Below are 15,269 nucleotides of genomic sequence, written 5' to 3' on the forward strand. Positions count from 1 at the left end.
AGTACTGACTATTAACCAATACTTATTTTTATTAAAAATAATAGAGTGTTAAGCTAAAATACGCCAAACGACAACCAAAATAGCCAATATATAAAAGATAGGCGAGAGCCAGCCAACAACCTGTGTTGCAATAGCAATGAAAATGGCAAAGCCAGCAAGCGCCAGCCAATCTCGGCGTCGATCATTGAGCATATCCGCGCGAATTTGCTGTATCTCTCGCAGTTGACTGTCTTGGCGCGACCCTTGTGAGGCAAGGCTTTGTAAGCCTTGGTCTAGCAACTTGGGAATATCAGTGGTCGATAATAAAATCTCTGGTAACTGCTGGCGCAGCTGTTGTAAATTACGCATCGGATCGAGCTGCTCTTTAATCCAACTGCTTAAAATCGGCTTGGCAAGTGACCAGATATCAAGGTCAGGATACAAGTCGCGACCGAGCCCTTCGACATGAACCAAGGTCTTCAATAGCAGCATGAGTTGCGGTGGGATACTCATATGGTGCCGGCGGGCAATATCTAGAATCTGCATTAAGACACCAGCAAAGTCGATATCATTAATAGACTTTTGTAGCATGGGACCAACAGTGCGTTTCATATCGCGCATTAGGGCATGCTTGTCTGTATTTGGTGGAATCCAGCCCGCTCTACTGACGATATCAACCATCGCCGTAAAGTTGTTATTCATCACCGCCAACAGCATGCGCGCCACAATGAGCTGATCGTCTTTTGATAGCGTACCCATTATGGCGCAATCAAGCCCGATATAGCGCGGCTCGTGCCCTAAGTCAACCGCTGCCATGTCTGCAGTGAGCGTTTTAACGGGTGGGGTCTCTACGAATACATTACCCGGATGCATATCGGCATGAAAAAAGTTATCGCGGAATACTTGGGTAAAAAATATCGTTAAGCCTTTTTCTGCTAGTGCTGCTCGGTCATAACCAAGCTGATCAAACACTTCAATTTGCGAGATAGGAACGCCTTGGATACGCTCCATGACCATCACATTTTTGGCAGAATCATAGACTTCTGGTACGTACATCAATGCGGAACCCAAGAAGTTGTTGCGCATCTGAGTGGTATTGTCTGCCTCTAACGTCAAATCCAACTCGTTTAACATCACTTGGCGATAGTCTTCGACAATATCGATTATATGAATGGCACGCGCCGCTTCAATACGCGCTGATGCCCAATTGGCCAGCTCACGTAGTAGCTCAAAATCAGTAATGATGGTGGTGCGGATATCAGGACGCACCACTTTTACCACCACTTCACGACCATCATGCAATGCAGCAGTATGCACTTGGGCAATCGAAGCCGCCGCTAGAGGTTTGACATCAAAGCGTGCGAACAGTGTGCCAATTGATTGACCGAGACCGTGTTTGGGGTCTTGGATTTGGGTGATGGCTACATCAGAATCAAAAGGTTTGACTTTATCTTGTAGCTGAACCAATTGTTCGATAATCTCAGGCGGTACTAAATCGCGACGCGTTGACAGTAGTTGGCCAAGCTTTAAAAACAGCGTGCCCATGTCTTCAAGCGCATACTTAATGGCATTGGGTTGATGTTTTTTACCCCAAGCAGCTGGATGTAGGCGAATTAAACGCGCCAAAGGTTGCAGCTGTGGCACGTCTTCGATAGAAAGGTGAGTATCAATACGGTAAGTTGCGGCGATGCGCCAAAGCTCAAGTAAGCGGGCGCGATGAGATAATAGCATGAGATATAGGTACTCTAAAGAAAGTCGAAAATAAGGTAGGCGCAGTACTTATCTATAAACTGTGCTTGTCTATAAAAAGTGCTGTCGATGATAGGATTGAGCTATCATCGACGGCAGAAGCTATTGATGAAACGAGTTATTGAGAAAACGTGCCTGTTCATCTTTGATAGCAGCAAGTTTGGCCTCTTCACGTTCGACATCAGCTCGCAGTTTTAATAGTTGCTGCTTAAGGTCGTTTACTTCTGCCACCTCGATAGGATCGGGAACACTATTTCCTGCCACATCATTGGCCCAGTCGCTGACATCATCAAAAGTGCGTTTGGCACTATGGCGCCAGCTGCCTTTAAGCTGCGATATAAGCAGATGCAACTGACTGGCCATCGGTTTACCAATAAATGGCTCAAGCTGTCCTGCGACATCTGGGTCAAAGCCCGCGACTAGTTGTTTAAGCTGCATCAGTACTTTGTAATCACCCGCGATAGGCAAGTTGCCCTCGGTACCGCGCATCAGATTCAGCAGTTGCGCTGGGTTATCTACAGTAATAGTACAGTCTGGACGACTATGACCGAGCCGTGCGCGCTCCATACTGGCTTTTTGGCGCTCGTCCATAGCGCCACTTTGCTCAAACACGCTATCAGTCGTCACTGGCTCAAAACGCAAACGCTCATGGGTAAATAAAATATCCAAACGAATCTCAGGCATTGCCATATTGAGTCGCAACACTTTGCCAGCAAGCGGTGCCAATCCTGATTTGGTAATCTCATCACTAGCAATGGCAAGGTTGATCAGCTTTTCGGCACCCGCTAAAAGTAGAACAGTCAGCATAAGGCTCTCGCATATTCAATTGAGCGCCTTTAGAAAAGCGCATGGTTTGTCAGGATTAATGGTCACGACTATCGGGTATTAGTATTTTTTTATCGTTATGCTTTAAAGCCACGATGCACGGCTACGATACCAGCAGTCAAGTTATGATAATCACAGTTCTCAAATCCAGCTTGTTGCATCATTTGTTTCAGCGTCTGCTGATCAGGATGCATACGAATCGATTCAGCCAAGTATTGATAACTCTCAGAATCATTGGCAATCAGCTTGCCCATAATAGGTAAGGCGGTAAATGAGTATAAGTCATAGGCTTTAGACAATGGCTCAAATACAGGTTTTGAGAATTCTAAAATCAATAAACGACCACCTGGCTTAAGCACGCGATACATAGATTTTAAAGCAGCGTCTTTATCCGTGACATTACGTAGACCAAAGCTGATAGTGACCAAATCAAAGCTATTGTCATCAAATGGCGCGAGTGTTTCTGCATTGGCAAGTACAAAATCGACGTTATTGCAGCCAGCATTGATTAAGCGTTCACGACCGACTTCTAGCATGGCGGCATTGATATCTGATAACACCACATGACCGTTTTTGCCGACTTCACGGCTAAAGACTTTGGCTAAATCACCTGTACCACCAGCGATATCAAGCACATGCTGACCCGCACGCACGCCTGATAAGCTAATCGCATAACGCTTCCATAGGCGATGAATACCAAAAGACATTAAGTCGTTCATGATGTCGTATTTTTTGGCAACTGAGGTAAAAACATCGGCGACACGCGCTTGTTTTTCAGCCTTATTGACGGTCTTATAGCCAAAATGCGTTTCTTCATTACCATCCGTATCAGGCGTATGTGGATTATTGATATCATCACGCTGGTTAAAAAGCGTTTGCTTGGTGGTTTGTGCTTGTACAGAGGCATTGTCTACGTTGTTGCTGGTAGTATTATTTGGCATAGTGGTTTGTTGGCCTTGTGGCGTTCCCGTTGGTAGGTCTTGAACTTGTGTAAAGTTATTTCTCTTGCTGTTTTCGACGCCAGCATCAATACCCGTATTAAGCATGGTATTAGTCTCATAGCTTTGACGTGCTTGCACTTGTGCCGTGATATTTTGATTGTGGGTGATGCTGTCTCTGACCAGTTTATCTTGTAAATGACCATTGATCGTAGGTTTGTGATCGAGATGAGCGTTGTTATTATTGATATTATCGGTCATAGCATTATCCTATTATTCACTTTTATGATTGTTTATTTGAAAGGTATAAAATAGCAGCTAACCAAGCAAATGATGCGTCCTATCATACACCAAACGTCATTGGCTTACCGCCATTATCCGTCTCATGAACACGGTCAATAATCTCAAGCTCACGCTCACAAAATGGTTCGATGAAACCGCTGACACTGTCTAACGGACGCATCGCGATAAATCCAGCATTAATAAATTCATACAAGGGTTGATAGTTATAACGGTAGGCGGTGCCTTTGGCCAAGGCAAAAGCTTTTTGCAACATAAAAGAGTTTATGTATTTATCGGTACGATAGCAGACCTCTTTTAAGTGACCAATTTGGATACGTCTGATGTCGGCTTCATCGACCACTCGATAAGCGTTCAGCATGGTATCTTCATTAACGGCTAAGTCTTGAGCCAATAGCCATTCGGCTAAATGTAAATCTAGCTCTATCGCTAAAATAGCCGCTTGTATCGCCATGCTGCCAGTTTCTAAAGCTGCTGCTGGCGCGAAACGCTCGACTTTTTGCGCTTTAGGCACAATGCGTTCTAACTGTTTGGCTAATAATTTGAACTCATCGCCGCCATACAGTTGTGTTAAAAAATAATCTGCCATTAGTTGGTTTTGAGGTTGCTCAAACAAGTCTTTATGAGTGTTCTGAATTCGGCCACGTTGCCAGGCTTGCACCTCACTGAGTTTGGCGTTTAATGCCAAGTTTTCATGATAAGGTAGTGCCCAAAAACGGTTCAAATGTTGTTGTAAATCGGCTAAAGAGGCCATGGTAAGTAAACCTACATAAAAGTAAAAAGGGTTAAAAGGTTGCGAATAAAAGGATCAAGAGGAACCGTGTATTATACTTTTGCTTGTTGCATTTATACAAAGTGATTACAGCATGTATCTTAGATTGCGTTCACCTTAAAAGAAAATAAAGCAGAATACAAATGTCAAACTGTTACATAGCAGCGTTATTTACCGCATTGGTCAAATGCTATGATGAAGCTGACACGCTTACAATCATAGGATGATAACAGTTATGAGTAAAAATAATAATACGACTGCACCTAACGCACCACAAGCGGTCAGTGCACAATTTAGTGAGCAGATTGTTGATGAGCGCTTAACCCCTAATCCCCTGAGTCATTTTTCTATGGATAAGGATGCGCTTAGATTGGCACTGGTCACGGCCCAATATGCCCTACGAGCAACGCGCCAACAGACGCCGCCAACCCTCAATAAACCAACAGGGCTGTTGGTATTGGTCAATGGTATGGAGCAGGCAGGCAAGGGCACTGCTGTTAAACAATTGCGCCAATGGGTAGATCCTCGGCTACTCAAGGTTGAGGCAACCATTGGTGATTGTCCTTTAGCGTATCAGCCGATTTGGCAGTTACATACCAAGGCGCTACCCCGTCATGGTGATGTGATGGTTTATTTTGGTAACTGGTATGCTGACTTGCTTTATAACGTCATGCGTATGGCAACGTCAGCCAGTAAAGACGATAATAAACCGTCAAAAAATTCAAAATCAAAAGATAAAAAATCAGTCAACGACAAGGTATTACCGATTGCGCAATGGCAAGCGTATTTGCAGCAGCAGCTTCTTAAGCTGCAAGCAGTTGAACAAGACCTAGCCGCCAATCAAACCCGACTGCTTAAATGCTGGTTCCATGTGGATATTGAAACGTTACAGGAGCGGTTAAAGGACGGTGAAGCCGATCCGCAATTTTTGTATCAAATTGATTGGAATAGTAAAAAAGTTATCGAAACCTTTAATGAAGTGGCTACCATTCTGCTACGCCAACAAGATGACTGGATCATCATTGATGGTGATGACAAGTCAGATGCTGCTGACCAATTCTGCCATGAAGTGCTACAAGCGATGCAAACCGCGCTAGTAAGCAGTAACATCAATACCGAAAAAACCTCTGATAAATCAGAGACTAAGAAGCAAGCCAAGCAAGCACTCAAATCAGCAAAGTTTGAACCTGTAAAAATTCCTAAATTTTTAATAGACATTGATGATGCAGATATTGATAAGTCGGACTACCGTGATGCTTTAGCAGAAAAACAAGCGCGCCTTGCGCAGTTGCTACGTGCGCGCAAAGGTCGCCATATCGTCTTTGCCTTTGAAGGAATGGACGCTGCAGGCAAAGGTGGTGCGATTAAAAGGTTGGTTGCGCCGCTCGACCCACGCGAGTATCAAATTTATAATATCAGTGCGCCAATGCTGTATGAACTTCAACATCCTTATCTATGGCGTTTTTGGACCAAACTACCAAACGAGCAAACCGACCGTATTAGCCGTATCGCCATTTTTGATCGAACGTGGTACGGACGTGTTTTGGTTGAGCGTATTGAGGGGTTTGCTACTGATGATGAATGGCAGCGTGCTTACGACGAAATCAATCGTTTTGAGGCGGATCTAGCCGCGGCAGGAACAATCGTTATCAAATACTGGTTGGCTATCGATAAAAAAGAACAACTTAAACGTTTTGAAGCGCGTCAGGAGACACCGCACAAGCAATTTAAACTGACGGACGATGACTGGCGCAACCGTAAAAAGTGGTCTGAATACGTACAATCTGCGGCTGATATGCTGGCACGTACCGATACAGAGTACGCACCGTGGTGCGTCATCGCGACCAATGAAAAACGTCAAGCGCGTTTGGATGTTTTAGATCATGCGATTAAGCAATTATCAGCAGTATGTAGCAGCTAATACATGATTGTTGGGTAAATTAGGGGCGCTGGTTATAAAGCGCCATAAGTATGTATTTAACGTTAAAGGTATCCATGCAAAAAGAGTATAATCGACCATTGCATAAGGATGTTATCTGATTCAGATGCTGGCAGTTACAAATCTTGCAATATCATCATGCATTATGTGCATATATTTAATATAATAGGCGCGCAATAGCTTCTGCTATGCACGAAACTCACTGAGTGAGTAGAGTGTGTTTTATTCTTTGACACATATATATTAATAACTCTAGCACAGTTTTTTACAATTGCAGTTATTAACACCAAAGTTATCACTACGACATATCTAAGCCGCAAGATGCTGTAATCAGAGGATTTGGCAATATCACTTGCGGCTTTGTGACATATTGAGTGATGTGTTTTACCTTATTTACTGCCTTTACGCAAAATCACATATGATTAAGTAAAGGTAAGCGCTAGGATAGTTCATCAAAATAGCAGTAAGAAAAACCGTTTTTTAGCAAGCATGTTGCGTGTTTTATATACGCTATATTAATGTTAGAAGCTAACATTAGCATCATTAATAGTCGCGCAATGTCATTAACCGCATATAATTTCAATCAGCTTACGCAGGACGTATCAACGTATGGGTATTAGCAGCAGTTCTACAGAGCCAGTCAAATCAGTCGGCTCTATGAGAATAAATCTATTTTTTGCCATTTTACTGATTGCGATGACCGCCTACTTTTTGTGGTGGGGTCTAGATTACACGATGCGTCAGCAGACGACGCTATTTATTGTGGCTACCGCTTTTGGTGTCTTTATGGCATTCAATATTGGTGGTAATGATGTCGCCAACTCCTTTGGTACCTCAGTGGGTGCAGGGACGTTGACCATTCCGCAAGCGTTGGGCATCGCAGCGATATTTGAAGTGTCGGGAGCCGTACTGGCAGGTGGTGAAGTAACCGATACCATTCGGAGCGGCATTGTCGATCTAGATGGTCTTTCAGTAACGCCCAACCAGTTCATTTATGTCATGCTGTCAGCGCTCATCGCTGCCGCATTCTGGCTATTATTTGCCACCAAAAAGGGTCTGCCCGTTTCGACCACTCACGCCATTATTGGCGGCGTTGTTGGTAGCTCTATTGTATTGGGTATCACGTTAGGTGGTACCGAAATGGCATTATCAACGGTGAATTGGGGTACGATTGGCACCATCGCGATTTCTTGGGTATTATCACCGCTATTGGGCGGCGTTTTATCCTATTTATTATATGGACAGATTAAGAAAAACATCATTGAATATAATGATAAAACAGAGGCGCATATTGCGACTTTGAAAGGCGACAAAAAAACCTTAAAACAAAACCATAAAGAATTTTTGGACGGTCTAACAGAATCAGAACAGCTGGCCTATACGTCAGCGATGTTACGTGATCAAGAAATCTACAAAGATGATGATTGCGTCGTTGAAGACTTAGAAACCGATTATTACAAACAGCTTTATGAGATTGAAAACGAGCGCAGCAACCTTGATACCCTAAAAGCATTGAAGCAATGGGTACCTATCATTGCGGCTGCTGGTGGCGCGGTCATGGCTTCTTTGGTCATCTTTAAGGGTTTAAAGAATGTCAATAATGGCATGACGACGCTGCAAGGCTTTTTAATCATGGGTATGATCGCGGCGCTGGTGTGGCTTGCGACCTTTATCTATACGAAGAGTATCCGTGGTAAGCATAAAGAGGATTTGACCAAAGCAACGTTTATTATGTTTAGCTGGATGCAGGTCTTTACCGCCTCTGCTTTTGCCTTTAGTCATGGCTCAAATGATATTGCCAACGCGGTTGGTCCTTTTGCTGCGATTATGGATGTTATTCGTACCAATAGCATTGCCACCGAAGCCGCCGTACCACCTGCGGTGATGTTGACCTTTGGTGTTGCGCTTATCGTCGGTCTTTGGTTCATCGGTAAAGAAGTCATTCAAACGGTCGGTACCAATTTGGCAAAAATGCATCCAGCTTCTGGATTTTCAGCTGAATTGGCTGCTGCTGCAGTGGTGATGGGGGCGTCTACTATGGGGCTGCCAGTCTCAAGTACACACACTTTAGTTGGCGCGGTACTTGGCATCGGTATTGTCAATAGAGATACCAATTGGGCACTGATGAAACCTATTGGTTTGGCATGGGTGATCACTCTCCCTGCCGCGGCGGCAATGTCTGCTATTAGCTACATTTTGTTAATCAATATTTTTTAAAATAGCACTGTTAAAGCCATGTTTTAAAGTAGTGTTTTTTAAAATTAAAGCGGTATAGTTGTTCAATAAGACTTTGATAGCGAGATTTAATTGTTTTATTGAACAACACAAAAAACGCTTATCAGCATCACGCCGATAAGCGTTTTTTTATGTCAAAGTAAAATTCAATTTAAACAAAGTGAATTCTATTCGGTACCAAATTGCTTGCGCTTTTTGGCAAAGAAGCGTTCTAAGCGGTCCATGGCATCCTCTAAATCATGTAAGTTTGGCAAAAATACCAAGCGGAAGTGATCTGGCTTATCCCAGTTAAAGCCTGTTCCTTGCACCATTAAGACATTTTCTTCAACAAGCAAATCCATCATAAATGCCATATCATCTTCGATAGGGTAAATGTCAGGATCCATCTTTGGAAAGCAATAAAACGCGCCTTGCGGCATGGTACAAGAGATACCTTTGATAGCATTAAGTCGTGACACGGCCATTTCACGCTGCTTATATAAGCGTCCGCGTTCTGACGTTAGGTCTTTCATGCTTTGATAGCCACCCATTGCCGTTTGAATGGCATACTGACCTTGGACGTTAGAACACAGACGCATAGATGCTAACATGTCTAAGCCTTCGATAAAGTCGGCGGCATGGTGTTTTTTGCCAGATACCATCATCCAACCTGCACGGAATCCTGCGATACGATGCGACTTTGATAAGCCATTGTATGAGAGCACCAATACGTCATCAGTCAAGGTGCTCATTGGGGTGTGTACCATATCATCATAAAGGATACGATCGTAAATCTCATCGGCCATGATGATTAAATTATATTCTTTAGCAACCTCAATAATTTGTTTTAGCAATTCATCACTATAAAGTGAACCCGTTGGGTTATTGGGGTTAATTACCACAATACCTTTAGTTTTAGAGGTGATTTTAGATTTAATGTCTTCGATATCAGGGTGCCAGTTATCGTCTTCATTGCAGCGATAATGTACTGCTGTGCCGCCAGATAGGTTCGCCGCTGCCGTCCAAAGTGGGTAGTCTGGCATCGGGATAAGCACTTCGTCACCATCATTCATCAACGCCTGCATGGTCATCACAATTAGCTCAGAAACCCCATTGCCTAAATACACGTCACGGACATCAACTGCCGATAGCAACCCCTTTGATTGGTAGTACTGTAAGACGGCTTTACGCGCTGAAAAAATCCCTTGCGAGTCGGAATAGCCGGTCGCGTCTGGCAAATTCATCGCCACATCGCGCAAAATCTCATGCGGGGCTTCTAGACCAAAAGGTGCTGGGTTACCGACATTCAGCTTTAATATACGTTTGCCTTCTGCTTCCATCTTATTGGCTGTTTGTAATAGCGGGCCGCGAATGTCGTAGCAAACATTTTGCAATTTATCCGATTTTTTTATTGTGTTCATAGCGTGACCACTCATAGGGTTGTTTTGTGAGTTTGTGTCTGTAGTAGGGGTTGAAGCTGTTTGACTGGCTTGTGATTCATGTATCTTGTCAGCTTGAGCGGGTGCCGTACTTTGACTGTTTTTGTTATGAGAATGAGCGCTCTTACCCACCTCTTTATCCTTATCACTGTCGTTTTTTAGTTCACCGCGTAACAGATAGCCTTCACTGCAGCCTAAAATGTGTGCGAGCGTTGGCAGCTTAGATGACACAATACCGTTGGTGCCACGCTCCCAATTCGAGATAGCACCGCGACTGACTTTTGCACCTGCTGCAGTCATGGCTTGTGCTAATTGTTCAGCAGTGAGCCCTTTATCACGACGTAGCTGTACCAGTCTTTCAGCTTGTGTGCCTTTGCTCTTGTCATCAGCCATAATCATTCAAGCCTTTGTTAATTAGTTGGTAATAGAGAGAATAAAAGTAAGCATTTGTTTTACTCAAGCCGTAATGCAAGATATTATTGCATTATTAGTAGCAATGCAAGCTCTTTTTAAGAGGGTTATATTTGATAATGCAAGAATAACTTGCATTTTAGATAAAGGCATCTCTTTTTCTTTACTGATCTGCTAGGTATGAAGTTTCTTTGTTAAATTATTTTCAGAACTGTATCTGTATTCATTAATATGCTAAGACAATTGGCTGTATTTTATTTATCACAGCTTTTTCAACACCTTACGCTATCACTTGTTTTTGATAACTTTCTTGTAATGTATGCCTTGAATATTGAGTGGATAAACAAGAGATAGAGCCCATCGTTTTTATAAAAATATGGCGATAAAGTGTTAGTTTATAGCAGATAAAAGCTAATACTAATGGATGAGATAATACATACCCAAATTAAGGATACGTTATGCAAGACAATCAACTTAGCCAAGAAGAGATCAGCCAGTTAACGGAAGCTGACTGGAAAGAGCGTCTGAGTGCTGATGAGTATCACGTGATGCGTGAGAAGGGTACAGAACGCCCATTTACAGGCGTCTATAATGATGCGACTGATGATGGTGTTTACCGCTGCAAAGGCTGTGGTGCTAGCTTATTTGACTCAAGCAATAAGTTTGATGCTAGCTGTGGTTGGCCAAGTTTTGACCAAGGAATTGATAACAGCGCTATCGAGGAGCATGTGGATAATTCGCTGGGCATGACGCGGACAGAAGTCACTTGTAGTAACTGTGGCGCACATTTAGGTCATGTCTTCCCTGACGGCCCACGCGAGACGACGGGGATGCGCTATTGCATCAACTCTGTGTCTATTGATTTAGATAAATCTGACAAGTAATCGGTAGAACAAGTCGCTTAGATTGTTTTAGAGTCATGGCAGGGAAGTGCGAGATGCTTCCTTGCCAGTTATTAGCACTATGAATGTTAATGTTATTGAGACATGAGCACGGCTTAAAAAAAACAAAATAATAAATTAATCGATTTAAGGACAGATGATGAGTACTATTTATGATTTTACCGCTGAACGTATGGACGGTACTTCACAAGCGTTCTCTGATTACAAAGATAACGTACTATTAATCGTTAATACCGCGAGCAAGTGTGGATTCACCCCGCAATTCGAAGGCCTAGAGGCGCTGTATCAGCAATACAAAGATCAAGGATTGGTCGTTATTGGTTTCCCATGTAATCAGTTTGGCAGTCAAGATCCAGGCAGTAATGATGAAATTGGCGCATTTTGTCAAAAAAACTATGGTGTCAGCTTCCCGATGATGGCAAAAGTTGATGTCAATGGCAAAGACGCTCATCCTATTTTTGATTGGCTTAAAGAGCAAAAGGGTGGCGTATTGACAGACGGTATTAAATGGAATTTCACCAAGTTTTTAGTTGGTAAAGATGGACAGGTTATTGACCGCTATGCGCCAACCACCAAACCAGAAGCCATAAAAATGGATATCGAACAAGCATTGGCCAGTAAATAGGGTCATGCTTGAAAATTTATTGGTTTTTTATAAAAATATAAATCCAATTAAAACATAGGCTTGTCAGATTAATAAATAAAAACCTATAAAATACGTTAAAAAACTGAAAATACTGTTTGACAGCCATGTGTAAATCTATATAATACACACCCACAGCAAGGGGACTTAATTAAGTTCAATGTTGTTAGAATTTTTACTGAATTAAAGCGTGACAACTTTAAAGATTAAACTTTCTATAAAATTCCCTTTAAGGAATTTTAACTTGCGGAGTTAAAATTGCATTGCAATTTTTAATGCTTCTCAGGGTGATTAGCTCAGTTGGTAGAGCGTCTGCCTTACACGCAGAATGTCGGCGGTTCGAATCCGTCATCACCCACCACTACTTTAGCGAAGTGGGCCTCTTTATAAAGGTAAAATGCTAAAAACGACCTAAGCAGCGGTAGTTCAGTTGGTTAGAATACCGGCCTGTCACGCCGGGGGTCGCGGGTTCGAGTCCCGTCCGCTGCGCCATATTTAAAACGAATTTAAACTTTCGAGTTTAAGCAAGTTTCGCCTCAAACATAATTTTGTTTGGGGTTTTTTTGTGTCTAAAATTTCTATTGAAGCCTTTATCCATAAAGGTTGGCTATTTTTTCTTTACGATCATATCTTTGATAAATTCAAGTGAGAAAATCTTACTCTCTAAAAATTGCTGACCACCTGCTGGGTGAACAAAAGGTGAGCGATTTCTCGATTAAACACGCCCTATGATCCTTTTAATAACTGTACATTGACTTGAAAGTAATACTCATCCTTAATGGTAATACTGACTTTGCCGTTATGGGCATTGACGATCGCTTGTACGATGGCCAATCCCAACCCTGTGCCCGAGTGCTGGCCATTGGATTTGTCATGACGATAAAAGCGCTCAAACAGTCTATCTGCTTCCGCTTGATTTAGGGGCGTCTGCAAGCGGTTAGTGATGGTGATGCTTAGCGATGGCTGCTGAACGGTTTCTTTAAGAGTGTGAGCGTTATTTTTTATGAGGCTAGCAGTCTTAGAAATGGCTGTAATAGTAATGATACTGTCGCTGGCGGCATAGTAAATCGCATTGGATATCAGGTTGGCAAACAGCCTTTGTAACAAGCTCTCATCTCCTAATACCACATCAAACTCACCTTTTTTTTCAAAAGAGATACCGCGCTCTTCGGCTATCAGCTCAAAATAATCGATGAGCTTAATTATCAGTGAGTCGGTATCGACAAGATGACGTTGTGAGTCGTAGAGACCTTTTTGAGTTTTTGCTAGCAATAGCATATTGTTAATTAGCACGGATAGTTGCTTGAGCGTGTCGTGTTGATGATGTAGCTGCTCGACATATTCTTGATGGTCTCTAGGTTTACTGAGCATCACTTGAGTTTGGGTGCTTAACGTTGCCAGTGGTGTGCGCAGTTCGTGAGCAATGTCATCTGAAAACTGTGATAGTGAAGCAAAGTTGTGTTCGAGTTTATCCATCATGGCGTTATAGGCGTCAGCCAAGGGTCGCAGCTCGCTTGGCATTTCAGATACGATGATTCTATCGTCTAACTGCTCGGCGTTGATACGTGTCATTTTTTGGCTGATGGTCGCTAAGGGGGCAAATCCTAGATAGACACTAAAAGCCGCGACTGATACCAATATAAAAGTAATCGCAATAAGTATCAGGATAAGATGGCGATTAAACTGGGCAAGGTATTGATGATGCACATCAATCGGTAGCGCGATTAATGCCAAACGATTAGAGTGCTCAATGACCAGCGCGCGAAAATGACGATTATTAAGCTGCAAGTCAAAGGGTTGATTGTGGTGCTGCTGCCATAGTTTTTCGATTAATTGGGTATCATTGAACTTATCAATAAAATCCTTTGGCTGACTATTAATGACTTGTCCATTATGGTCAGTGATAATTATTTTGACTTCATAATCTGGTCGAAAGGTATCCATCACAGATGATGCTGTATTGGCTAGATGAGTGGTAGCGGTAAGGTCGTTAGCGCGTTGAGCATCGGATGGCAAATCTGTCATGTACTGCCGTAAATTAAACGCAGCTTGAGTCAATATCTCGGAATCCATTTGTTTAAAATGATTATTGACCGAACGCTGTATCCATATGTACAAAAAAGCTTGAGATATCAGCACACATACCGTTAATACTAGAGTGGTGCGCCACAGTAATGACAAGCGTCGATGCGCTGATTTATATGCCATGCTATTTCACTTCAAGAGGATTGATTTTAGAGATAGTATTAGCCTCATTACTCATATCGATGTTGGTTTCATTATTGACTGTAGCATCGCTATCTTCCACTTCTAGTTTATAGCCCATGCCACGTACGGTATGAATGAGCTTATTTTCAAAGTCATCATCGATTTTACTTCGTAAGCGTCTTATTGCCACATCAATCACATTGGTATCGCTATCAAAATTCATATCCCATACTTGTGAAGCGATGACAGAGCGAGGCAATACTTCGCCTTGATGCTCAAGTAAAAACTGTAATAGAGCAAATTCTTTGGCCGTTAATTTGATAGAACACTTATCTCGATGCACACTACGTTTGGCGATATCCATTTTTAAATCAGCCATTTGAAGCACTGTGCTGGCGTAATCTGTTTGATTGGCACGGCGTAGTAAGCTTTTGATTCTGACCAGCAGCTCAGCGAAGGCAAAAGGCTTGGTGAGATAGTCATCACCGCCAATCTCAATGCCTTTTATTCGGTCGCTAAGGTCATCTTTTGCGGTCAAAAATAACACAGGGGTGGTGTTACCAGCAGCGCGATATTTACTGACCAACTCAAAACCACTGACATCAGGCAGCATCACATCCATCACCACGACATTGAAGTCCTCAGTCATCAGTGCATGATAACCATCTAAACCTGTTGTTTTATGCTCAACGATAAAGCCTGCCTCGCTTAAACCTTTTTTAATATAGTCGCCAAGCGATAATTCATCTTCGACTAACAATACTTTCATAGCATACTCGAACCAATTGTTTAGGGTGTCATCAATATAAATGTTTCTATTATTATCAATCATAGAGTAATACTTGCAATAAACCTATATTCAGGCTTCAAGATGACAAAATTGTCATCTTGGCGTCATCTGACTGTCAGAGTCGTTATGCTAGTTTGGCTTCAGTACATCCTACTTTCAA

The 15,269-nt window shown here is 42.6% G+C and carries 11 protein-coding genes and 2 tRNA genes; 6 read left to right on the top strand and 7 right to left on the bottom strand.

Going from position 1 to position 15,269, the window contains the following annotated elements; translation table 11 throughout:
• Positions 1-48 precede the first annotated feature (48 nt).
• The 4 genes from JFC10_RS00415 to JFC10_RS00430 form a co-directional block, all read right to left on the bottom strand.
• Positions 49-1,710: an ABC1 kinase family protein gene (locus tag JFC10_RS00415; RefSeq protein WP_198331181.1), complete on the bottom strand. Its 1,662-nt coding sequence runs from the start codon at positions 1,708-1,710 to the stop codon at positions 49-51.
• A gap of 120 nt (positions 1,711-1,830) precedes the next feature.
• On the bottom strand, positions 1,831-2,535 hold the full coding sequence (locus JFC10_RS00420; RefSeq protein ID WP_198331182.1) for a ubiquinone biosynthesis accessory factor UbiJ: 705 nt from the start codon (positions 2,533-2,535) through the stop codon (positions 1,831-1,833).
• Positions 2,536-2,630: 95 nt separating this feature from the next.
• Positions 2,631-3,599 carry a bifunctional demethylmenaquinone methyltransferase/2-methoxy-6-polyprenyl-1,4-benzoquinol methylase UbiE gene (ubiE, locus tag JFC10_RS00425; RefSeq protein ID WP_455236770.1) on the bottom strand — a complete coding sequence of 323 codons (969 nt, stop codon included), beginning with the start codon at positions 3,597-3,599 and terminating at the stop codon, positions 2,631-2,633.
• Positions 3,600-3,834: 235 nt separating this feature from the next.
• Positions 3,835-4,545 (bottom strand): FFLEELY motif protein, encoded by a 711-nt coding sequence (locus JFC10_RS00430; RefSeq protein WP_198331184.1) that lies wholly within the window; start codon positions 4,543-4,545, stop codon positions 3,835-3,837.
• A 253-nt stretch (positions 4,546-4,798) separates the two neighbouring features.
• Here JFC10_RS00430 and JFC10_RS00435 point away from each other — a divergent pair, with 253 nt between their 5' ends.
• Positions 4,799-6,484, top strand: a complete 1,686-nt coding sequence (locus JFC10_RS00435) for an ATPase (protein WP_198331185.1) — start codon at positions 4,799-4,801, stop codon at positions 6,482-6,484.
• Positions 6,485-7,111: 627 nt separating this feature from the next.
• Positions 7,112-8,719 (top strand): inorganic phosphate transporter, encoded by a 1,608-nt coding sequence (locus JFC10_RS00440; protein WP_193011200.1) that lies wholly within the window; start codon positions 7,112-7,114, stop codon positions 8,717-8,719.
• Between the two features lie 185 nt (positions 8,720-8,904).
• Here the strand turns inward: JFC10_RS00440 and JFC10_RS00445 are convergent, their stop codons facing one another.
• Positions 8,905-10,548, bottom strand: a complete 1,644-nt coding sequence (locus JFC10_RS00445) for an aminotransferase class I/II-fold pyridoxal phosphate-dependent enzyme (RefSeq protein WP_404816031.1) — start codon at positions 10,546-10,548, stop codon at positions 8,905-8,907.
• Between the two features lie 476 nt (positions 10,549-11,024).
• On the opposite strand from JFC10_RS00445, the gene msrB reads away from it, so the two are divergent.
• From msrB to JFC10_RS00465, 4 genes are all read left to right on the top strand, one after another.
• Entirely contained in the window at positions 11,025-11,450 is a 426-nt protein-coding gene (msrB, locus tag JFC10_RS00450) for a peptide-methionine (R)-S-oxide reductase MsrB (RefSeq protein WP_193011201.1), read from the top strand.
• A 157-nt stretch (positions 11,451-11,607) separates the two neighbouring features.
• A complete protein-coding gene (locus tag JFC10_RS00455; RefSeq protein WP_198331186.1) occupies positions 11,608-12,093 on the top strand; it encodes a glutathione peroxidase in 486 nt (161 codons plus the stop codon).
• 303 nt (positions 12,094-12,396) lie between these two features.
• A tRNA-Val gene (locus tag JFC10_RS00460) sits at positions 12,397-12,472 on the top strand.
• A gap of 54 nt (positions 12,473-12,526) precedes the next feature.
• A tRNA-Asp gene (locus tag JFC10_RS00465) sits at positions 12,527-12,603 on the top strand.
• A 234-nt stretch (positions 12,604-12,837) separates the two neighbouring features.
• Here JFC10_RS00465 and JFC10_RS00470 read toward each other — a convergent pair.
• Together JFC10_RS00470 and JFC10_RS00475 are read right to left on the bottom strand one after the other, a co-directional pair.
• Entirely contained in the window at positions 12,838-14,319 is a 1,482-nt protein-coding gene (locus JFC10_RS00470) for an ATP-binding protein (RefSeq protein ID WP_198331187.1), read from the bottom strand.
• A 1-nt stretch (position 14,320) separates the two neighbouring features.
• On the bottom strand, positions 14,321-15,088 hold the full coding sequence (locus tag JFC10_RS00475; RefSeq protein WP_198331436.1) for a heavy metal response regulator transcription factor: 768 nt from the start codon (positions 15,086-15,088) through the stop codon (positions 14,321-14,323).
• Between the last annotated feature and the right edge of the window lie 181 nt (positions 15,089-15,269).

The organism is Psychrobacter aquimaris, from assembly GCF_016107525.1.
Taxonomy (GTDB): Bacteria; Pseudomonadota; Gammaproteobacteria; order Pseudomonadales; family Moraxellaceae; genus Psychrobacter; species Psychrobacter aquimaris.